The organism is Arthrobacter sulfonylureivorans, assembly GCF_022637435.1.
Classification (GTDB): Bacteria; Actinomycetota; Actinomycetes; order Actinomycetales; family Micrococcaceae; genus Crystallibacter; species Crystallibacter sulfonylureivorans.
The window spans coordinates 2,827,212-2,848,347 of the sequence record NZ_CP093326.1 but is presented as its reverse complement, the minus strand read 5'-3'; the positions used below and the strand labels follow the sequence as shown (position 1 = coordinate 2,848,347).

18 protein-coding genes and 1 pseudogene are annotated in these 21,136 nt (G+C 67.6%); 12 read left to right on the top strand and 7 right to left on the bottom strand.

All coding sequences use genetic code 11. From position 1 onward, the window contains the following. Positions 1–84: 84 nt before the first annotated feature. From gatC to MNQ99_RS13175, 5 genes are all read left to right on the top strand, one after another. Positions 85–381 carry an Asp-tRNA(Asn)/Glu-tRNA(Gln) amidotransferase subunit GatC gene (gene gatC / locus MNQ99_RS13195; RefSeq protein ID WP_127511844.1) on the top strand — a complete coding sequence of 99 codons (297 nt, stop codon included), beginning with the start codon at positions 85–87 and terminating at the stop codon, positions 379–381. Positions 382–390: 9 nt separating this feature from the next. Continuing rightward, positions 391–1,893 carry an Asp-tRNA(Asn)/Glu-tRNA(Gln) amidotransferase subunit GatA gene (gatA, locus tag MNQ99_RS13190; RefSeq protein WP_127511843.1) on the top strand — a complete coding sequence of 501 codons (1,503 nt, stop codon included), beginning with the start codon at positions 391–393 and terminating at the stop codon, positions 1,891–1,893. Further along, positions 1,894–3,405, top strand: coding sequence for an Asp-tRNA(Asn)/Glu-tRNA(Gln) amidotransferase subunit GatB (gene gatB / locus MNQ99_RS13185; protein ID WP_241913246.1), 1,512 nt, complete (start codon positions 1,894–1,896; stop codon positions 3,403–3,405). Positions 3,406–3,762: 357 nt separating this feature from the next. Further along, the gene (locus MNQ99_RS13180; protein WP_241913245.1) at positions 3,763–4,650 is read left to right on the top strand and encodes an aminoglycoside phosphotransferase family protein; all 888 of its coding nucleotides are present in this window, start codon (positions 3,763–3,765) and stop codon (positions 4,648–4,650) included. A 67-nt stretch (positions 4,651–4,717) separates the two neighbouring features. Beyond that, positions 4,718–5,095, top strand: coding sequence for a VOC family protein (locus tag MNQ99_RS13175; RefSeq protein ID WP_241913244.1), 378 nt, complete (start codon positions 4,718–4,720; stop codon positions 5,093–5,095). A gap of 58 nt (positions 5,096–5,153) precedes the next feature. On the opposite strand, the gene MNQ99_RS13170 is transcribed toward MNQ99_RS13175, so the two are convergent. The 4 genes from MNQ99_RS13170 to MNQ99_RS13155 all read right to left on the bottom strand — a co-directional run bounded on the left by MNQ99_RS13170 (position 5,154) and on the right by MNQ99_RS13155 (position 9,838). Continuing rightward, positions 5,154–5,597, bottom strand: a complete 444-nt coding sequence (locus MNQ99_RS13170) for a DUF779 domain-containing protein (protein ID WP_127511840.1) — start codon at positions 5,595–5,597, stop codon at positions 5,154–5,156. 14 nt (positions 5,598–5,611) lie between these two features. After that, entirely contained in the window at positions 5,612–7,135 is a 1,524-nt protein-coding gene (exaC, locus tag MNQ99_RS13165; RefSeq protein WP_127511839.1) for an acetaldehyde dehydrogenase ExaC, read from the bottom strand. A 116-nt stretch (positions 7,136–7,251) separates the two neighbouring features. Then, positions 7,252–8,508, bottom strand: coding sequence for a GAF domain-containing protein (locus MNQ99_RS13160; protein ID WP_241913243.1), 1,257 nt, complete (start codon positions 8,506–8,508; stop codon positions 7,252–7,254). A 124-nt stretch (positions 8,509–8,632) separates the two neighbouring features. Beyond that, positions 8,633–9,838: a cytochrome P450 gene (locus MNQ99_RS13155; protein ID WP_241913242.1), complete on the bottom strand. Its 1,206-nt coding sequence runs from the start codon at positions 9,836–9,838 to the stop codon at positions 8,633–8,635. Positions 9,839–10,027: 189 nt separating this feature from the next. Here MNQ99_RS13155 and tdh point away from each other — a divergent pair, with 189 nt between their 5' ends. The 5 genes and pseudogenes from tdh (at position 10,028) to MNQ99_RS13130 (ending at position 14,550) form a co-directional block, all read left to right on the top strand. Beyond that, positions 10,028–11,074, top strand: a complete 1,047-nt coding sequence (tdh, locus tag MNQ99_RS13150) for an L-threonine 3-dehydrogenase (protein WP_241913241.1) — start codon at positions 10,028–10,030, stop codon at positions 11,072–11,074. 11 nt (positions 11,075–11,085) lie between these two features. Beyond that, positions 11,086–12,303, top strand: coding sequence for a glycine C-acetyltransferase (locus MNQ99_RS13145; protein WP_241913240.1), 1,218 nt, complete (start codon positions 11,086–11,088; stop codon positions 12,301–12,303). Next, positions 12,300–12,548, top strand: a pseudogene (locus MNQ99_RS13140) (FAD-dependent oxidoreductase); the annotation flags it as partial. The gene MNQ99_RS13145 and the pseudogene MNQ99_RS13140, both read left to right, overlap by 4 nt. 352 nt (positions 12,549–12,900) lie before the next feature. Continuing rightward, positions 12,901–14,049, top strand: coding sequence for an RNA-guided endonuclease InsQ/TnpB family protein (locus MNQ99_RS13135; RefSeq protein ID WP_241913239.1), 1,149 nt, complete (start codon positions 12,901–12,903; stop codon positions 14,047–14,049). A 69-nt stretch (positions 14,050–14,118) separates the two neighbouring features. Beyond that, entirely contained in the window at positions 14,119–14,550 is a 432-nt protein-coding gene (locus MNQ99_RS13130; protein WP_422387537.1) for an FAD-dependent oxidoreductase, read from the top strand. A 20-nt stretch (positions 14,551–14,570) separates the two neighbouring features. Here MNQ99_RS13130 and MNQ99_RS13125 read toward each other — a convergent pair whose 3' ends face one another. From MNQ99_RS13125 to MNQ99_RS13115, 3 genes are all read right to left on the bottom strand, one after another. Next, on the bottom strand, positions 14,571–15,608 hold the full coding sequence (locus MNQ99_RS13125) for a sialate O-acetylesterase (RefSeq protein ID WP_241913238.1): 1,038 nt from the start codon (positions 15,606–15,608) through the stop codon (positions 14,571–14,573). A 108-nt stretch (positions 15,609–15,716) separates the two neighbouring features. Next, on the bottom strand, positions 15,717–17,297 hold the full coding sequence (gene hutH, locus MNQ99_RS13120) for a histidine ammonia-lyase (protein WP_241913237.1): 1,581 nt from the start codon (positions 17,295–17,297) through the stop codon (positions 15,717–15,719). 46 nt (positions 17,298–17,343) lie between these two features. Beyond that, positions 17,344–18,372: an ABC transporter substrate-binding protein gene (locus MNQ99_RS13115; RefSeq protein WP_241913236.1), complete on the bottom strand. Its 1,029-nt coding sequence runs from the start codon at positions 18,370–18,372 to the stop codon at positions 17,344–17,346. Between the two features lie 182 nt (positions 18,373–18,554). Here MNQ99_RS13115 and MNQ99_RS13110 point away from each other — a divergent pair, with 182 nt between their 5' ends. After that, positions 18,555–19,223 (top strand): IclR family transcriptional regulator, encoded by a 669-nt coding sequence (locus MNQ99_RS13110; RefSeq protein WP_241913235.1) that lies wholly within the window; start codon positions 18,555–18,557, stop codon positions 19,221–19,223. A gap of 61 nt (positions 19,224–19,284) precedes the next feature. Then, the gene (gene hutU / locus MNQ99_RS13105; RefSeq protein ID WP_241913234.1) at positions 19,285–20,982 is read left to right on the top strand and encodes a urocanate hydratase; all 1,698 of its coding nucleotides are present in this window, start codon (positions 19,285–19,287) and stop codon (positions 20,980–20,982) included. The last annotated feature ends 154 nt before the right edge of the window (positions 20,983–21,136 follow it).

Genomic DNA, 21,136 nt, shown 5'->3' with positions numbered 1-21,136 from the left:
TAGCCACCGTCCCCTTGGCGACTGAAGGACCGTCCCGCGCCGGTAGACTGAACAGGAAAAGCAATCCATCCGCGTAGGAGACTCATGTCTGAGATCAATCGTGCGGCGGTGGCGCATCTGGCGCGCCTGGCCCACATTGAGATGACCGCCGAAGAACTGGACAAGATGGCCGGGGAACTCGACGTCATTGTCGATTCGATCAAGTCCGTCCAGGAAGTTGCCCGGCCCGAGGTGCCGGCGACCTCACACCCGATCCCGCTGACCAACGTGTTCCGCGAGGACGTCGTGGGCGAGACCCTGAGCCAGGAACTGGCACTGGCGAACGCACCGGACGCGGCCGACGGCCGGTTCAAGGTTCCGGCGATCCTGGACGAGGAGTAGGACGCACCCATGAGTGAACTGATTACCCACAGCGCCGCGAAGCTGGCGGAACTGCTGGCCGCATCCGAGGTGTCCTCGACCGAGGTCACCCAGGCACACCTGGACCGCATTGCCGCGGTCGACGGCGACGTCAACGCCTTCCTGCACGTGAACACCGACGAGGCGCTCGCCGTCGCAGCGGACGTGGACAAGGCCCGCGCCGCCGGCGAAGAGTTGCACGCCCTGGCCGGTGTCCCGATCGCGATCAAGGACCTGATCGTCACCGTGGGCCAGCCCACCACCGCCGGCTCGAAGATGCTCGAGGGCTGGATGAGCCCGTACGACGCCACCGTGATCAAGAAGATCCGGGCGGCGCGGATGCCGATGCTGGGCAAGACCAACCTGGATGAATTCGCCATGGGCTCCTCCACCGAGCACTCGGCCTTCGGCCCCACCCGCAACCCCTGGGACCTGGAGCGCATCCCGGGCGGCTCCGGCGGCGGTTCCGCGGCTGCGGTATCGGCCTTCGAGGCCCCGCTGGCGCTGGGCACGGACACCGGCGGTTCGATCCGGCAGCCGGCCGCGGTGACCGGTTCGGTGGGCGTTAAGCCGACCTACGGCGGAGTCTCCCGCTACGGCGCCATCGCGATGGCGTCCTCCCTGGACCAGATCGGGCCGGTCACCCGGACCGTGCTGGATGCTGCGCTGCTCCATGAGGTCATCGGCGGGCACGACCCGGCCGACTCCACCTCGCTGACCGATCCGGTGGGTGCCCTGGTCGAGGCCGCCCGGAGCGGCGACGTGCGCGGAATGCGCATCGGCGTGATCAAGGAACTGCAGGGCGAAGGCTACTCCGCCGGCGTGCAGGCGCGCTTCGACGAGGCACTCGAGTTGCTGCGCGGCGCCGGCGCCGACGTGGTGGAAGTGTCCTGCCCGAACTTCAAGTACGCGCTGGGCGCCTACTACCTGGTCATGCCCTCGGAGGCCTCCTCCAACCTGGCCAAGTACGACGGCGTCCGCTACGGACACCGGGTGCTGCCGGAAGACGGCTCGCTGACCATCGAACGCGTGATGGGTGCCACCCGCGCGGCCGGCTTCGGCGACGAGGTCAAGCGCCGCATTATCCTGGGCACCTACGCCCTGTCCGCCGGCTACTACGACGCGTACTACGGTTCGGCGCAGAAGGTCCGCACCCTGGTGCAGCGCGACTTCGCCGCAGCTTTCGAAACCGCGGACGTGCTGATCTCGCCGACCGCTCCGACCACCGCCTTCAAACTGGGCGAAAAGCTGGACGATCCGATGGCCATGTACCTCAACGACGTGGCCACCATTCCGGCGAACCTGGCCGGTGTCCCGGGCATTTCGGTGCCCGGCGGGCTGGCCGACGGACTGCCGGTGGGCATCCAGTTCCTGGCCCCGGCCCGTGAAGATGCCCGCCTGTACCGCGCCGGCGCCGGCCTCGAAAACCTGTTGGAAGCCACATGGGGCGGCCCGCTGCTGGCCCAGGCTCCTGCTCTCGGAGGTGTGAAGTAAATGGCTGCAACACAAGACCTGGTCGCCTTTGACGAGGCGATGGAGAAGTACGATCCGGTCCTCGGCTTTGAGGTCCACGTTGAGCTGAACACGAAGACGAAAATGTTTTCGGCCGCTCCGAACGCGTTCGGCGACGTGCCGAACACGAACGTGTCGCCGGTGGACCTTGGCCTGCCCGGCGTGCTGCCGGTGGTCAACAAGTCGGCGGTGGAATACTCGATCATGATCGGGCTGGCCCTGAACTGCAAGATCGCCGAGTCGTGCTTCTTCGCCCGGAAAAACTACTTCTACCCGGATACCCCGAAGAACTTCCAGACCTCCCAGTACGAGGACCCGATCTGCTACGACGGGTACCTGGACATCGAGCTGGAAGACGGCGAAGTGTTCCGCGTGGAGATCGAACGCGCCCACATGGAAGAGGACGCCGGCAAGCTCACCCACATGGGCGGCGCCACCGGACGCATCCAGGGCGCCGAGTACTCGCTGGTGGACTACAACCGCGCCGGCGTGCCGCTGGTGGAGATCGTCACCAAGCCGATCGTCGGAGCCGGCTCCCGTGCTCCCGAACTGGCCCGCGCCTACGTGGCCGCCGTCCGCGAGATCGTCAAGAACCTGGGCGTCTCCGATGCCCGGATGGAACGCGGCAACGTCCGCTGCGACGCCAACGTGTCCCTGATGCCGAAGGGCGCCACGCAGTTCGGCACCCGGTCCGAGACGAAGAACGTGAACTCGCTGCGTGCGGTCGAACGCGCGGTCTATTTCGAGATCCAGCGCCACGCCGCGGTGCTGGAATCCGGGCAGAAGGTTGTCCAGGAGACCCGTCACTGGCACGAGGACACTCGGTCCACCACCTCGGGCCGGCCGAAGTCGGACGCCGACGATTACCGTTACTTCCCGGAGCCGGACCTGGTGCCCGTCGTTACCACAAAAGCGTGGATCGAGGAACTGCGTGCCCGGCTGCCGGAGCCCCCGGCCGAACGGCGCAAGCGGCTGAAGGCCGACTGGGGCTACGCGGATGCCGAATTCCGCGACGTCGTCAATGCCGGCGTGATGGATTCGATCGAGGAGACCATCGCCGCCGGTGCCTCCGCGGCGGTAGCGCGCAAGTGGTGGATGGGCGAGATTTCCCGCCGTGCCAAGGAAGCCGAAGTTGAACCGTCCGAGTTGGGTGTGAGCCCGCAGACGGTGGTCGAGCTGGACCGCCTGGTGCAGGCCGGAAAGATCAACGACAAACTGGCCCGCCAGGTGCTTGACGGCGTGCTCGCCGGTGAAGGCAGCCCGGAAGAGGTTGTGGAGAAGCGCGGCCTGGCCGTGGTTTCCGACGATTCGGCGCTGCTGGAAGCGATCGACGCGGCGCTGGCGGCCCAGCCGGAGGTGGCGGAGAAGATCCGTGGCGGCAAGGTCCAGGCTGCCGGAGCCATTGTCGGCGGAGTCATGAAGGCGACGCGCGGGCAAGCCGACGCCGGCCGCGTCCGTGAACTCATTTTCGAACGCCTCGGCGTTCAGGGTTAGTCGGGGGAGAACAAGTGCACAGTATTGCTCTAGGCTCGGCCCGCGCCGATATCGGCCCGGTTCCCCGGCTGGTCGTCCTGAAACGTCGGGGCGCGGTCACCGGTACGGATATTGGACCTACGCCACTGGCCTAGCGGCTCTACCGGCCTCGGCCTGATGTTGGCGACGCCCCTGCCCTGACCGGCGGGGGCGTCGTCCGTGTAGTGACCAAGCAAGCAGGCCGGTGGGCAGGCGTGTCCGGTTGGTCCCGAGCGCTCCCGGATGATCTGATGGAAGTCCCCGCATCAGATCAGCACGCAGGCAAGGTCCGCGCCGCTGGCGGGGCCTTGCCTCACGAATTAAGGAAGTACGGACCAGATGGCCTTGATGCCCGCTGCCGAGATCGACGTCACCAACGACCTGGTGCAGCGGTTGCTATCCGACCAGTTTCCGGACCTGGCCCGGCTGCCCTTGGTGCGGGTGGCCAACGGCTGGGACAACGTCACGTTCAAACTCGGCGGCGAGTTGGCCATCCGGCTGCCGTGCCGCGAGGCAGCCGCGGACCTGCTGTTGAACGAGCAGCAGTGGCTGCCGTCGCTGGCGCCGGAACTGCCGGTCGCCGTGCCCGCCCCGGTGCGCTGCGGCAAGCCGTCGTCGTACTATCCCTGGTCCTGGTCTGTGGTGCCGTGGCTCGAAGGCCGGGCAGCCTGGCGCCTCCGCGCGGAGGAACGGCGTTCGCTGGCCCCCGGGTTGGCCGCGTTCGTAGCCTCGCTGCACGTACCCGCGCCGTCCGGAGCGCCCGTGAATCCGGTCCGCGGCGTGCCGCTGGCCTCGCGCAATGCGGCCGTCCTGCAGCGGCTGGATTCCGGTGCGGTGCCGCAGCCGGAGCGCGTCGCCGCGCTGTGGCGCCAGCTCTCGGCGCTGCCGGCATGGGACGGACCGGCGCTGTGGCTGCACGGCGACCTCCACCCAGGCAACCTGGTGGTGGACGGCACCCGGCTGGCAGCCGTGATCGACTTCGGCGACATCACCGCGGGCGATCCGGCCACGGATCTGGCCGCCGCCTGGCTGGTGTTCGATGCCGTGGGACGCCGGGAGTTTATCGCCGCGGTCGAATCGCGCACCGATGTGGCGCCGGAGACCTGGCAGCGCGGCCGCGGCTGGGCGTTGGCCATGGCCACGGCGCTGCTGACCTCCTCCGACGACAACCGGCTGTTGCGCGGTGTCGGGGAGCGTGCGCTGGCCGAGGTACTCTCCGGCAGCTAGCCGCCGGGGCGAAGCCGCAGTAGCATGACCGGACTGCGCAACAGCTTGGCGGAACAGAGGAGGCGCGATGCCCGGAACCGGAGGGCTGCGGCTGCACGCCACCGTTTTGGGTGCCCCTGACCCGCTGGCCCCGGCGGACTTCTACGGCCGGCTGTTGGGCTGGGACATTCGCACCAGGGAGCCGGACTGGGTCACGCTGGCCAATCCGAGTGGTGGTCCCGGCCTGTCCTTCCAGCTGGAAGACGACTACCGCCGGCCGGTCTGGCCCGAAGAACCCGGCGAGCAACAGATACTGATGCACTTGGACATTCTGGTCGATGACTTGGCCGTTGCCTGCGGTCATGCGGAAGCAGCCGGCGCCGAGCTGGCGGCATTTCAACCGCAGGATGAGGTCCGCGTTTACTTCGACCCGGCCGGCCATCCCTTCTGCCTCTTCGAAAACTAGCAACGCCCGGCCGCCCACGCTGAGGGTAGGCGACCGAGCGCCGGGACGCCCGACTGACTCAGCCGTCGAACAGCCGGGAGCGGATCAGGAAGCGCTTGCCTTCGGGCGCCTCCACGGAGAACCCGCTGCCGCGCCCCTCCACCACGTCCACGGTCAGATGCGTGTGCTTCCAGTACGCGAACTGTTCCCGCGACATCCAGAAGTCCAGGCTTCCGCGGTCCGGGAGGTCGAACGTTCCCAGCAGGACGTCCGCGTCTGCCGTGAGGAATTCGCCCGCGGGATAGCACATCGGCGACGACCCGTCGCAGCAGCCGCCGGATTGGTGGAACATTAGCGGCCCGTGGGTCTCCCAAAGTTTCTGCAGCAACCCGACGGCCGGACCGGTGAGCGCTACCCGGGAAAAATCTTCCCCGGGCAGCGCCACCGTGGCCTCGAGCGCCGCCTCGTGTTGCGCAGCGGGCGGGGTGGTTGCACCCTCCGGCTGCGGTGAAGCAGACGCCATGAGCGGACCTGTCTCTAGAAGAAGCCGAGCTTGTTCTCGTTGTAGCTGACCAGCAGGTTCTTGGTCTGCTGGTAGTGGTCCAGCATCATCGAGTGGTTTTCCCGTCCGATGCCGGAGGACTTGTAGCCGCCGAACGCCGCCCCCGCCGGGTAGGCGTGGTAGTTGTTCACCCACACGCGGCCGGCCTGGATTTCGCGGCCCGCACGGTAGGCCACGTTGCCGTTGCGGCTCCACACTCCGGCGCCCAGCCCGTAGAGGGTGTCGTTCGCGATCTCCAGGGCCTCCTCGTAGCCGCCGAACCGGGTGACCGAGACGACCGGTCCGAAGATCTCCTCCTGGAAGATGCGCATGCTGTTGTCGCCCTCGAAGATGGTCGGCTTCACGTAGTAGCCCTCGGCCAGGTCCCCGTCCAGAATGTTGCGGCCGCCGCCGGTCAGGACCTTCGCCCCCTCCTGCTTGCCGATGTCCATGTAGGAGAGGATCTTCTCCAGTTGGTCGTTGGAGGCCTGCGCGCCGATCTGGGTGTCCGTGTCCAGCGGATTGCCCTGGATGATCGCCTCGGTCCGCGCCAGCGCGTCGGCCATGAACGAGTCGTAGATGGAATCCTGCACCAGCGCCCTGGACGGGCAGGTGCAGACTTCGCCCTGGTTGAACGCGAACAGCGTGAAGCCCTCCAGCGCCTTGTCGTAGAACGCATCGTTCTCGGAAGCTACGTCGGAGAAGAAGATGTTCGGGCTCTTCCCGCCCAGCTCCAGGGTGACCGGGATCAGGTTCTGGGACGCATACTGGCTGATCAGCCGGCCGGTGGTGGTCTCGCCGGTGAAGGCGATCTTGCGGATCCGCGGGCTGGAGGCGAGCGGCTTTCCGGCCTCCACGCCGAAACCGTTGACCACGTTGACCACGCCGGCCGGCAGGATGTCCGCGATCAGTTCCATCAGCACAAGGATGGACGCGGGTGTCTGCTCCGCAGGCTTAAGCACGACGGCGTTGCCCGCCGCGAGCGCGGGCGCCAGCTTCCAGGTGGCCATCAGGATGGGGAAATTCCAGGGAATGATCTGGCCGACCACACCCAGCGGCTCGTGGTAGTGGTAGGCGGTGGTGTCGTCGTCGAGCTGGGAGAGCCGGCCCTCCTGGGCGCGGATGGCGGAGGCGAAATAGCGGAAGTGGTCGGCGGCCAGCGGGATATCTGCCGCCAGCGTCTCGCGGACGGCCTTGCCGTTGTCCCAGGTTTCCGCGACGGCCAGCAGTTCGAGGTTCTCCTCGATCCGGTCGGCGATCCGGTTCAGCACGGCCGCCCGGTCCGCCACCGAGGTCTTGCCCCAGGACGGTGCGGCCTTGTGTGCGGCATCCAGGGCCAGATCGATGTCTTCGGCGGTGCCGCGTGCCACCTCGCAGAAAGGCTTGCCGGTCACCGGGGAGATGTTCTCGAAGTACTGGTTCTTCACCGGGGCGACCCATTCGCCGCCGATCCAGTTCTCGTAGCGTTGCTTGAAGCTGACCGGTGATCCCTCGGTTCCGGGCTGGGCGTAAACAGTCATGTCGACTCCTTCGGCTTCGGTTCCGGACCGCGCTGGTCCGGCAGACTGCACTGTCTGTGGTGTTGAGCCTAGGGAAGGCAAGGTTGCATCGAGGTTGCACCGGGCGTTTGGGCCGGTCAGCTGCCCCCGGCCTCCAACTGCGCCAAGCGGGCGACGACGCCGGCCCGCCGCGGTGAGCGCGGCGGCAGGAGGCGGAGCGCCGCGTGCCAGGCATCGCCGTCGTTCTTCGCTTCGGGAAGCTGAAGGTAGCGCATCACCGTTTCCGGCGAGGCGCTGCTGAGCACCGACTCGCGCAGCGTGGCGCTGACGTGGTGGCGGAAATCGACGATGCCCGGCGCCTCGGACCCCGGAATGATCTGGCCCTGGTAAAGATCGAGGGCCTGGCGGTACGAGCCGCGGGCCAGGATCTGCAGGGCCCGCTGCGCGTCGACCGCCAGTGCCTGCCGCAGCCGGTACGGCCGCGAATCGGGGACCGCGGCCGGGCTGATGCCGGCCAACAGTCTGCGCAGCCGGACCATCTCGGCCCGCAGCGTTGCGCCGCGGGCGTGCGGGTTGAGCTGGTCGGCCAGCTGCTCGGCCGTCAGGCCGGCCGGGTGCAGGGCCATCAGGGTGAGGATCTCGGTGTGCCGCTGGGACAGTTCGATCCGCCGGCCGGCCAGCTCCAGCAGGCCATGGTCCCGGCCCGTGATGGTGAGGGTGGCGGGCTGCTGCCTGGCCCGGCCGCTGGGCGCCGCCTGCAGGCGGATGATCCGCAGCTCGGCCTCGGCCGCGGCCACCGCCGCCCGGATCAAGGACAGCGTATGCGGTGCGGCGGCTTCCTCCCCGCCGGTCAGATCCACCACGCCGAGCACGGCGCCGGAGTCAGGATCGTGGATGGGGACGGCGGTACAGCTCCACGAATGGACCGCCCTGCTGAAGTGCTCGGCGCCGGCAATCTGTACTCCGTGGCCCAGGGCGAGGGCGGTGCCGGGGGCGCTGGTGCCCACGGATGCCTCGGACCAGTCGGTGCCCGGCATGAACATCATGCCCTCCGCACGTTCCCTCAGCCGGGTATCGCCATCCACCCAGAGCAGGCGCCCGTGCTGGTCCCCGACGGCCACCAGCATTCCGGCTTCTTGGCTGGGTTCCACCAGCAACCGGCTGAAGACAGGCATGATGGCGGCCAGCGGATGCTCCCGGCGGAATGCGTCCAGTTCGTCCTCAGCCAGGACCAGCCGGGCCAGCGCGCGGTCCGGATCCGTGGCGTGCCGCAAGGATCGTTGCCACGAGTCGCGGACCACCGGGCGCAGGCCCCCGAGGCGCAGGCTCCCCGAACGGCCGGTCAGCCCGGCCGGTTCAAGCCCTTCGTGGGCCTCGTAGGCCAAGTCCTGCACGGGTCGGGACGCTGGCTGGGCAGAGTGCGGCACTGGAGATCCCCCTTGTACCGGATCACTGCCACGGATCTGTGGCAGAAGTCACAGTCTAGCCTGCCGCGGTCGGGGCGATCCAGCTGAGGGCTTAGGCCGGCAGCAGGCGCAGCGGCAGCGAGGTGTAGCCCTTCAGCGTGTTGTGCAGGTACGGGACAGGTTCGCCGGTGAGCTCGATCCGCTCCACGTGATGGGCCAGCCAGGTCAGGACAACGTGCATCTCCAGCCGGGTGATGGGCTGGCCGACGCAGCGGTGGATGCCGTTGCCGAAGGCGATCATGCTGGCGGCGTCGCGTTCAATCCGGAAGGTGTCCGCGTCCGGCCCGAACTGGACCTCGTCCCGGTTGGCCGAGCCCAGGAACAGGGCCAGCTTGCTGCCGGCCGCCAGGCTGACCCCGGCGATCTCGGTGTCGGCGGACGTGGTCCGGTAGAAGGACTGAAACGGGGACTCGAACCGCAGTACCTCGTTGATGGCCAGCGAGACCATCCGCGGGTTCTGCCGCAGGATGCGCCACTGTTCCGGATGCTCGGCAAAGAGCTTGAGGGCGTTGCCGATGCCGATCACGGTGGTGTCCAGACCCGCGGACAGCAGGGCCCTGACCACCAGCGGGGCCATGTCCGCCGGCAGTTCGCCGCGGTCGACGTACTGCCAGAGTTTTTCTCCCATTCCGCCGGGGCTGAGGTTTTCCCGGCGCGTCCGGTCCATCACCCACTCCGGTGTCCCGGCACCTTGTTCGAAGTAGTAGCGGTGGCGTTCGTTTTCCGGGCCGAAGTGGCTGAAATTCATCGCCCCGTGGGTCAGCAGGTTCTCCTCGCGGCCCTCCCGCGGAATGCCCACGGCGTCGCCGAACGCCCGGAGCGGGAACACCTCGGCCAGGTCCTTGACGCCGTCGATCGATCCACGAGCCAGCAGTTCCGGCAGCAGTTGGCCGGCGTAGGCTTCGAAGCCGGCCCGCAGCGCACGCGTCCCCTTGGGCGAGATCACCCCGGCCATCGCGTCCCGCATCACTGTGTGCCGCGGCGGGTCGGACTCGAGGATGCCCTGCGGCCGCCAGTTCGGTTCCTTCAGCAGGTCCTTGGGTCCCACGCCGGCGGCGGAGATGAAGGTCCGGTGGTCGGCGAGAATATCGTGGCACTCGGCGTAGCGCGCGAAGGCATGCACCTGGTACTTGTCCAGCCAGACCGCCGGGCCGGCCGCCCGCATCCGGCCGAAGAGGTTGTACGGGTCGGCCAGCACGTCATCCGCATACGGGTCGTCGGTGATCGCCGGAATCATCTGGTGGGTCCTGGTTGCCACGGGCAGGTCTCGCTCACGTCGAAAGGGAAGGAAGAAGTGCTTGCCAGCCAAACTACAGCGCCGCGCGCCGGACGCGTACTGTGACGCGCTCCACTTCGACGGGGCATTTACGTAGAGTTGGCCTAGTGACCCGGACCACCGTCCGGGCGGCCGCGTGATCCCGGCCGGACCAAGAGATAAGGACAATGCGTGAAGGCGCTCTTCAAGTCCGGCCCACAGGCCGGCTTTGAGCTGGTGGACCGGCCGGAACCGGAACCCGGCTTCGGCGAGGTCAAGATCAAAGTGTTGACCACCGGCATCTGCGGCACGGACCTACACATCCAGGCGTGGGACGACTGGGCCGCGGGCGCGGTGACTAGTCCGCTGATCCCCGGTCACGAGTTCTATGGCGAGGTCGTGGCCACCGGCACCGGAGTGCGGGATGTTCAGATCGGGGACCGTGTCTCCGGCGAGGGACACATCGTCTGCGGCACGTGCCGCAACTGCAGAGCCGGCCGGCGGCAGATGTGCATCCGCACAGTGAGCGTGGGAGTGCAGCGCGACGGCGCCTTCGCCGAGTACGTGGTGATACCGGAAACCAACGTCTGGGTGCACACCGATCCGGCAGTCACGCCGGAACTGGGCGCCATCTTCGATCCGTTCGGCAACGCCGTGCACACCGCCCTGAGCTTTCCGCTGGTCGGCGAAGACGTTTTGATTACCGGCGCCGGGCCCATCGGGCTGATGGCGATTGCCGTGGTACGCCACGCCGGCGCGCGCAAGATCGCCGTCACCGATGTCTCTGCGTCCCGGCTGGAGTTGGCCAAAAAGATGGGCGCGGACATGTGCGTGGATGTCAGCCAGACCGGGGTGGCGGAGGCACAGCGGCAGCTGGATTTGGCCGAAGGCTTCGACATCGGACTGGAGATGTCCGGCCGTGCCTCGGCGCTGCGGGCGATGATCGAGAACATGACCCACGGCGGGCGGATTGCGCTGCTGGGGCTGCCGGCCGAAGAGATCAGCATCGACTGGGCCAAGGTGGTCACGCACATGCTCACGCTCAAGGGCATCTATGGCCGCGAGATGTTCGAAACCTGGTACGCGATGAGCGCCATGCTCTCGTCCAGCCCCGCACTGCACGCGGCGATATCCTCGGTGATCACGGACGTGCTCCCGGCCGCCGAGTGGGAGCGCGGGTTCCAGACCGCCCGGCACGGCGAAGGCGGCAAAGTGGTCCTCGACTGGACCCGAATCTAGGGGAGGCAAGCATGTACGGAACGCTCAAGGACCAATTGGCCGCCGAGCTGGCGGAGATCCGCGACGCCGGACTGTTCAAGGCAGAGCGCCGCATCACCACGCCGCAGTCCAGCCATATTGCAGCCAGCGCGCCGGACGGGTCCGCCCGCGAGGTGTTGAACTTCTGCGCGAACAACTACCTGGGGCTGGCGGACCATCCGGAGATCATCGCCGCGGCGAAGGCCGCGATGGACGAACGCGGGTTCGGCATGGCCAGCGTGCGGTTCATCTGCGGCACGCAGGACCTGCACCTGCAGCTGGAACAGCAGGTGTCCCGCTTCCTCGGAACCGAGGACACCATTCTTTTTTCGTCCTGTTTCGACGCCAACGGCGGGGTCTTCGAGTCCCTGTTTGGCCCTGATGACGCCATTATCTCGGATGCGCTGAACCACGCCTCGATCATCGACGGCATCCGGCTGTCCAAGGCGGTGCGCTTCCGCTACGCGAACCGGGACATGGCCGAACTCGAAACCAGGCTGCGCGAAGCAGCGCAACTGAACGACGGCGCGGGCGCCAGGCGGACGGTCGTCGTCACCGACGGCGTCTTCTCCATGGACGGCTACCTGGCCCCGCTGGAACAAATCTGCGAACTGGCCGGGACATACGGGGCACTGGTAATGGTGGACGACTCGCACGCCGTCGGCTTCATGGGAGCCAGCGGCGCGGGCACGCCGGAACATGCAGGCGTGTCGGACAAGGTGGACATCTACACCGGCACCTTCGGCAAAGCCCTGGGCGGCGCCTCCGGCGGCTACGTCTCCGGACGCCGCGAAATCGTGGCCATGCTCCGGCAGAAGGCCCGGCCGTACCTGTTCTCCAACTCGGTGGCCCCGGCCATCGTCGCAGCCACCCTGAAGGCACTGGAGCTGGTGGGCGGTTCGGCCGAGCTGCGGTCCCGGCTGCAGGGCAACACCGCGCTGTTCCGGCGCCGGATGACGGAGGAAGGCTTCGACCTGTTGGAAGGCGTTCACCCGATTGTCCCGGTGATGTTCCACGACGCCGTCCTCGCCGGACGGATGGCCGAGGCCATGCTGGAGAACGGCGTGTACGTCACCGCCTTCAGCTACCCGGTGGTGCCCAAGGATGCGGCGCGGATCCGCGTGCAGCTGTCGGCGGCCCACACGGATCAGGACATCGAAGCCTGCGTCGCCGCGTTTGTCGCCTCCCGGCGGGCGGTCCAGCCGGCATGAGCCCGATCAGCTGCGACGTCCTGATCATCGGCGGCGGCATCGCCGGGCTGTCGCTGGCCGCCGAGCTCGCCGGACGGGTGCGCGTGGTGCTGGCGGAGGCCGAACCCACGCTGGGCTACCACACCTCCAGCCGGTCGGCGCGGCAGCTGGTGCCCAGCTATGGCCCGCCGGCCATCCAACAGCTCACGGTCCGGACCCTGGACCTGCTGCACCGCCTCGAAAAAGAGGCCGGCCTGCAGATTGTGGTTTCCCCTAATCGGATGCACGCCTTCGCGGGGATCGCCTGCGGCGCCCCGAGTAGTAGGACCTGGACCAGACAAGTCCTTCTTAATGGAACCGGGGCAGGGGTGGCCGGAATGGTCGAGGCATAGGATCCTGGAGGAGACTCATTGAGGGAGTTCACCGACCGTGAAAGCCGGGCCGTGGGGGAAACCCGATCGATAGGCGGACACGGCCTCGTCGTTGCATTCGCGCAGTCGGCAGCAGAAGTCCTCACAGACCTTTTTCATCGCGTTTCATATGCGGCCAGTATTGGGTCCTTGCCGGCCGTTCGCGATTTCGCTGAAACCGTCGGTGGCAGCAGATACTAATTGGAGCGTGTTCAAAAGGTACCGGTACCGGATTTATCCGACTCCGAGCCAGCAGCAGTCGCTGGCCCGACTCTTCGGCTGTGTCCGAGTGGTTTACAACGACGCGGTTGCCGCCTGCGAGACCGCACAGGCAGCCGGTGGCTCCCGCCCAGGACGCAAAGAACTCTCCCGGGCTTTGACCATGGCCAAGACAGCCCCTGAGCGTTCCTGGCTGGCCGAAGTGTCCTCAGTACCGCTGCAACAGGCCCTCAAGGACGCCCATGCTGCGTACCAGAACTTCTTCGCCTCACTCAAAGGCGTCCGGAAGGGCCGGAAGGTCGGAGCCCCACGGTTCAAGTCGCGGCGCGACAGAGCTCAGTCAGCCCGGTTCACCCGCAATGCAGGATACTCAATCCGGACGGTGAACCGGCATAAAGCCCTGCTGCGGTTGCCGAAGATCGGGGAGGTCCGTGTCAACCTGTCCCGTCCGCTTCCGGCTGATGGCCCCTCCAGTGTGACGATCATTCGGGAAGCCGACGGCCGCTACTACGCCTCGTTCGTGGTCGACGCCCCTGCACACCAGGCAGCGAAGCCGGTTCACGACAATGCCGGGATCGACCTAGGGCTGAACCATCTGGCGGTCATCGTCCGCGAGGACGGCACCGCAGAGAAAATTCAGAATCCTCGGCACCTGAAAAGGAAGCTGGCCAAGCTGGCCACCGCGCAGAAGGAGTTGGCCCGCCGGCAAAAGGGCTCCGTTAACCGGCACAAGTCCCGGCGCAGGGTCGCGGTCCTGCATCGCAGGGTGCGGGAGGCACGGGCCGATCATCATCATAAACTGGCCCGCCGGATCGTTGACGATAACCAAGTCATCGGTTTGGAAACGCTGGGCATCGCCGGTTTGGCCCGCACCCGGCTGGCCAAATCCGTGCATGAGGCCGGCTGGGGGATCCTGGTCCGGTTGATCGAAGAAAAAGCGGCCGAATCAGGCAGGACAGTGATCCGGGCGGGAAGGAATTTCCCGTCCACCCGGCTCTGTTCCGCCTGCGGCACCGTCGGGGATAAAAAGCCCCTGCACGTGCGGGTGTGGACCTGTTCGTGCGGTGCTGTCCTTGACCGGGACATCAACGCCGCCGTGAATCTGATGAACGTCGCCGCAGGGCATGCGGAGACCTAAACGCCTGTGGAGGGAAGGTAAGTCCGGCACAAGTGCCGGCACACCCCGACGAAACAGGAACCACCCAGACTGCCATTTACGCGGCGGCCAAAGGGAATCCCCGTCCTTTCAAGCCGGGGAGGATGTCAATACCGGCCGGAGAGCGGCCAGGTGCTGATTTCTCCGTCCGAAACCGAGCGGAGCGAACCCGAGGACGCCCGTCCGCGGGAGGTTGATGTGCAGCGGGCCATCGCCCACATCGGCCGGAGCACCACGCTGACCATCACGGGTGTGGCCAGGGCCTGGACCGGGCTGCGGACGGAACCTGCCGACGGGCATCCGGTGGTGGGGTTCGATCCCGAGGCCGAAGGCTTCTTCTGGCTGGCCGGGCAGGGCGGTTACGGATTCCAGACCTCGGCCGGGATCGCCGAGCTTGCGGCGGGACTGATTCTGGGAGAGCACGACGGCGCCGGCGACGTTCCCGCGGCCCTCAGCCCCCGCCGTCGTACGTTTCCGCTGTAACCGGACGAGCCGGGACGCTGCTAGACGGGCTGTCCGGCGGCCTCGGCTTCGAAGGCGCTGTAGAAGCGCAGCCCCAGTTCCCGGGCGCCGGCGGCGTTGTAGTGGATGTGCCCTTCGTCCTGACCGGCGCCGGAGGGGCCTTCGACGAACGCCGTCCGCGGCCGGAGCGAGGGGATGGCACAGTGGGCGGCAGCGATGCCGCGGCGTCCCGGATCGCCGGGGAGCCACTCCGGCACCATGCCGCCGATCAGGAACGGCGCCGGCCCCAGGGCATCGCGGATCAGGTCGATGATCTGCAGTAGTTTGGCCTGGTACCACGCCTGGGCGGAGCCCAACACGGCGTCCGCCTCGCCCTGGTGCCAGAGGACCGCGGCCAGGCGGTTGTGCGGATTCAGTGCCAGCGCACGGCGGCCGGCATCCAGCGCGCGATGGAACAGATTGGTCCGCGCACCCGTGTTGTCCGGGTCCCAGGAGTAGTCGGCGTTGCCGGTGATCGATGTACCGCCCATGGCCGCGGGCACCAGCAGCACCTTGCGGCCGGCCGGTTGGGCCAGCCACAGCTGGCGGGCGAATTCGAACCCGGGGCCGACGGCGGGCCGACCCTCCACCCACACACTGGCCACGTGGCAGAGCGGTTCGCTGGCGGTGATGACCTGGCCGCTGAGGGGGCCGGACGCGGCCAGTTGGTCGATCCCGTCCAGCTCCACATCGATGGCGGGATCAAAGGGCAGGCCGCAACCCTGCATGTTGGACTGGCCCAGCAGCAGGACCACGTCGTAGCCGGCCTGCCGGGGGTCCACCCGCCCGTTTGGGGCGGTTCGCGCCGCGGCGGTGGCGGTAGGGGCCAGGAGCTGGACCAGCGCTCGGTGCGTGGCCGACGTCGGATCGGCGACCAGCCGCGCGATCTGCTCGTCGCCGGGCACGGCATCCGGCCGCACCGCCGCTGCGGCACCCGCAGTGCCGACGATCCCGGCGCCGATTCCGGCCGCGAGGACAGGGACGGTCCGTTGCAGCAGCTTTCGGCGGCTCGGCCGGGCCTCGGGTATGTCTGCGCCCATGCGGCAGGTCCTTCTCCGGCGCCGGCCCCCACTGTTTCCCGGCGTTGGTTCCGGCCCGGCGATCCGGAACCAACGGTGTTTCCGGGCACCAGTGTAGTGCCGTTCGGGTCAGTTCAGTCCGCTGCCCGCCGCCTGCTCGACGGCGTCCAGCAGTACGCCGCTGTCCACCAGCATGCGGACGGCCTCGATCTCCGGGGAGAGATAGCGGTCCGTGCCCGGGCCTTCCACCACCGTGCGGATTTCCCGGCGCACGGCGGTAACGGCAGGGGCGCTGCGGGAGCTGTCCACGCCGCCGTCGCGCATGTCCAGGGCGCGCGCGCTGGTGAGCAGTTCGATGGCCAGCACCCGGGTCAGGCCGTCCAGTGCCCGGCGCAGCTTCAGCCCGGCGGACCAGCCCATCGAGACGTGGTCTTCCTGCATGGCCGAGGACGGGATCGAGTCCACGGACGCGGGATTCGCCAGCCGCTTGAGCTCGCTGACAATCCCGGCCTGGGTGTACTGGGCGATCATGTGACCGGAGTCCACGCCCGGATCGGCGGCCAGGAAGGCATTGAGCCCGTGGCTGCGGGCGCTGTCAAGGAACCGGTCCGTGCGCCGTTCACTCATCGACGCCAGGTCGGCCACGGCAATGGCCAGGAAATCCAGCGCATAGCCAACGGGAGCGCCATGGAAGTTGCCGTTGGACTCCACCCTGCCGTCCACGGTGACCACCGGATTATCGACGGCGGAGGACAGCTCGTAACCGGCCACCGATTCCACGTGGGCCAGGGTGGCGCGAGCCGCGCCGTGCACCTGCGGGGCGCAGCGCAGCGAATACGCATCCTGGACCCGGGTGAACCGGTGCTGGCCGTGCTTTTGCTCCTCGATCAGGGCGGAGCCAGCCAAGACGGTGCGCATGTTGGCGGCGGCGGTAATCTGGCCGGGGTGCGGCCGAAGCGCGTGCAGGTCCTCGGCCAGCACCGCGTCAGTACCCAGCAGGCCTTCGATGCTCATCGCCGCGGCGAGGTCGGCCGTCTTGAGCAGCCGGTGCAGGTCCGCCGAGGCCATGATCAGCATGCCCAGCATGCCGTCGGTGCCGTTGATCAGCGCCAGGCCTTCCTTCTCCCGCAGTTCCACCGGTTCCAGCCCCGCGGCAGCCAGCGCGTCGGCAGCGGGCACCAGTTCGCCCTGGTTGTTGCGGACCTGGCCTTCGCCCATCAGGGCGAGCGCGCAATGGGCCAGCGGAGCCAGGTCGCCGGAGCAGCCCAGGGAGCCGTATTCGCCGACGACGGGAGTGATGCCGGCATTCAGGATCCCGGCATACGCCTGGGCCACCAGGGGCCGGACGCCGGTGCGGCCGGTGGCCATGGTGGAAAGCCGGTTGAGCATCAGCCCGCGGATCACCTCCCGGTCCACTTCGGCGCCGGAGGACGCGGCGTGGCTGCGGATCAGGCTCCGCTGCAGCTGCGTGCGCAGCTCCACCGGGATCTGCTTGGTGGCCAGGGCGCCGAAGCCGGTGCTGACTCCGTAGTGCGGCACGTCGTCGTCCACCAGCGCCTCGATCACCTTTCGCGACGTGGCCATCGCGGCGAGCGACTCCTCGCTGAGTTCCACGGTGGCGCCGTGACGGGCGACGGCGACGACGTCGGCGGGGGAGAGCGGTCCGACGGAAACGGAGACGGAAACGGTCTGGAGCTGGGACTGGGACATGGTGCCTTTCAAGCTGTAACGGTCTGTACGGGTGCGGGCGCGGGGGCTAGTCGGCGATCAGTGCATCATAGTCGGGGTCGTTCTTCAGGACGCCGTACTTGACGGCGGCCGACCCCAGCTTCTGCAGGCCCTCCCGGTTGATCTCCGGGTACCAGCGGGACATCACTACCGTTTCTGCGAGTTCGGGCGTGATCTTGGCGTAGTCCTGGATGACCGAGCGCACCTCGTCGTCGTTCTCCGCAGCGAACTGGAATGACTTCTCCAGCGCCCGGCGGAACCGCTCCACGAGTTCGGGGTTCTCCTGCATCGTCTGCTCGGAGGTGAAGTAGAAGGCCGAATCGAAGTTTTCAGTGAGGTCGGTCATCGGGCTGGCCACAATCTCGCCGCCGGCTTCAAGGATCTGGGTGCGGAACGGCTCGGTGGTCCAAGCGGCATCGACGTCACCGCGCTCCAGCGCCGCCGGCATGTTGGGGTAGGGCATCTCCACGAAATCGACGTCATCCGGGTTGCCGCCCGCCTGCTCAACGGCATTCCGGATGGTGACATCAGCAAAGTTGTTCAGCGCGTTGACGGCCACCGTCTTGCCCACCAGATCGGCCGCGTTCTCGATTCCGGCTTCCGGCAGGGCGGCGACCTCGGTCACGTCTTTGGCCGGGACGTTGGTGGAGCTGGAGCCATTGGAGACCACGGTGATCGGCAGCCCTTTGTCCCGGGCGATCAGCAGCGAGACGACGTTGGAGTAGCCGAACTGGTATTCGCCGGTCATGACCGCTGGGACGATCGCGGCACCGCCCTGGGCCAGCTGGACTGAGAGTTGGATGCCTTCGTCCTCGAAGTAGCCCTCCTGAATGCCCAGATACACCGGGGCCACGTCCGTGATCGGGATCAGCCCAAGATTCACCTGGTCCAACGAACCGTCCGCCGACGGGGCCGCGGGTTGCGTCCCGTCGCCGGTCGAGGAGGGGCTGCCGGAGCCGCAGCCGGTCAGCAGCAGAGCACCGGCCAGCACCGCTGCCGACGCGGTGGCCAGAAGGGGGCGGCGGGCGGTGGGTACCGCGGACAACAGTTGGCGCATGAAGGTCTCCTTTTATCTGCCGATGAATGGCATGTTCGTTTCGAAGAGTAAAACGAATCGGCTGTTACCCGAAACTACCTAGCCGATGTGTCGCGGGTCAATACTTTATTGAAAATTCTTGCCGCTGGATGAAATTGATGTTTTACTGGCTGCAATACAGCCGATCTCAACGGAGGAGCAGCATGGTGCCAAAAACGGGTGCGGATCCCACCACCAGGGCGGCCGACCGTGCGCTGGCACTGTTGCGCATCGTCTGCGAGAACGACGGCGTCAAGCTCGCAGACGCGGCCAAGGCCGTCGGCTTGTCGGCCTCCACGGCGCTGCGCCTGCTCCGCACGCTGGAAGCCAACGGATTCGCCGCCAAACGCGGTAACGCCTTGTACCGTCCGGGTTTTCGGATGGTGCAGCTGGGCGTGCAGGCGCTCAGCCATGAGTCGCTGGTGGACGCCGGCCGGGATGTCCTGCGTACGCTGGTGGACCGGACCGGCGAATCCGCTTACCTGAGCGTGACCGCGGGCAACGAGCACGGGCTGTACGTGGCCATCGAAGAAGGCACCCACTCGGTGCGGCACGTGAACTGGGTGGGCCGGACCTTCCCGATCGCGGGCAGCGCGGCCGGAGCTGCGCTGAGCGGACAGATGGGCCGCGGCACCTTCACCGTGATGGCGGACAGCGTGGAGGCCGACGTGACCGCCGTCGCGGCTCCCGTCTTCGCCGGAGACAAAGTCGTTGCGGCGCTGAGCGTCGTCGCTCCCAGCTACCGCACCACAACTGAGGCAGCAGAAAAATTCGGACTGCTGTTGGCCGAACAGGCCGGCACACTCTTCACCGAGCCGGCAACAACGTCCTAGCCAGAAACCTCCCAGCCAGAAACCTCGAGCCAGATTCGTCCCAGCCAGAAAGGGCACAACAATGACGTTCACCCAGCACGATCCCTCCCGCAGCATCCGGGCTCCCCGCGGCACCACGCTGACCGCCAAGAGTTGGCAGACCGAGGCGCCGCTTCGGATGCTCATGAACAACCTGGATCCCGAAGTGGCCGAGCGGCCCGAGGACCTGGTGGTCTACGGCGGAACCGGCCGCGCCGCGCGGTCCTGGGAGGCCTATGACGCGATCGTTAAGACGCTGGCGGACCTGGAAGACGATGAGACGCTGCTGGTGCAGTCGGGTAAACCGGTCGGCGTGCTCCGGACCAACCCGTGGGCGCCGCGGGTGTTGCTGGCCAACTCGAACCTGGTGGGGGACTGGGCCAACTGGCCGGAGTTCCGCCGTCTGGAAGCCGAGGGCCTGATGATGTATGGCCAGATGACCGCCGGTTCCTGGATCTACATCGGCACCCAGGGCATCCTGCAGGGCACCTTCGAGACGTTCGCGGCCGTCGGGGCCAAGCTGCACGAGGCTGGCAAGACCGGATCGCCCACGCTGGCCGGAACGCTGACCCTAACCGGCGGCTGCGGCGGCATGGGCGGGGCGCAGCCGCTGGCGGTCACGCTCAACGACGGTGCCTGCCTGATCATTGACGTGGATGAGGCCAGGCTGCGCCGCCGCGTGGGCAAGCGTTACCTGGACGAGGTGGAGACGGATCTGGACACCGCCATCGCCAAGGTCCTGAAGGCCAAGGAAGAAGGCCGCGGCTGGTCCGTGGGCTACGTGGGCAATGCCGCCGAGGTGTTCCCGGAGATCCTGCGCAGGCACCAGGCGGGCGAGCTCACGGTGGACGTGGTCACCGACCAGACCTCCGCCCACGATCCGCTGTCCTACCTGCCCGAAGGGATCTCGGTGGCGGACTGGCAGAACGAAGCCCAAGCAGATCCCGAGGGGTTCACCAAGAAAGCCCAGGCCTCCATGGCCCGGCACGTGCAGGCGATGGTGGAGTTCCAGGATGCCGGCGCCGAGGTCTTCGATTACGGCAACTCGATCCGCGACGAGGCACGCAAGGGCGGCTACGACCGGGCCTTCGAGTTCCCCGGTTTCGTCCCGGCTTACATCCGTCCGCTGTTCTGCGAGGGACTCGGGCCGTTCCGCTGGGTGGCGCTGTCCGGCGATCCGAAGGACATTGAGGTCACCGACGCCGCGCTGAAGGAACTCTTCCCGGAGAACGAACACCTGCACCGCTGGCTGGACGCCGCCGCCGAACGGGTGGAGTTCGAAGGGCTTCCGGCGCGCATCTGCTGGCTGGGCTACGGTGAGCGGCACCAGGCCGGCCTGCTGTTCAACCGACTGGTGGCAGAAGGCAAGGTCTCGGCGCCGATCGTGATCGGCCGCGACCACCTTGACTCCGGTTCCGTGGCCTCGCCCTACCGCGAGACCGAGGCCATGGCCGACGGCTCCGACGCGATCGCCGACTGGCCGCTGCTGAACGCGCTGACGGCCGCGAGCTCCGGGGCCACCTGGGTTTCCATCCACCACGGCGGCGGCGTCGGCATCGGACGTTCCATCCACGCCGGCCAGGTCTCGGTGGCGGACGGCACGGAACTGGCGGCGCAGAAGTTGGAGCGGCTGCTGACCAACGACCCGGGCATGGGTGTGATCCGGCATGTGGATGCGGGCTACGAGCGGGCCGTCGAGGTAGCGGCCGAGCGCGGTGTCCGGATCCCGATGAACGGCTAGTTCTTCTGCCTGCGCCGGAACCGCACGCCGCTTCGACACCTCGCTCGTTCCTCGCTCGGCGAGGCGCGGCTTAGCGGTTCCGGCCTCCGGCATTTCCCGACGACCGTTCGGGCTGCCGGGATGCGCGCTCTATACGAAGGCCGGGCTCTGGCCA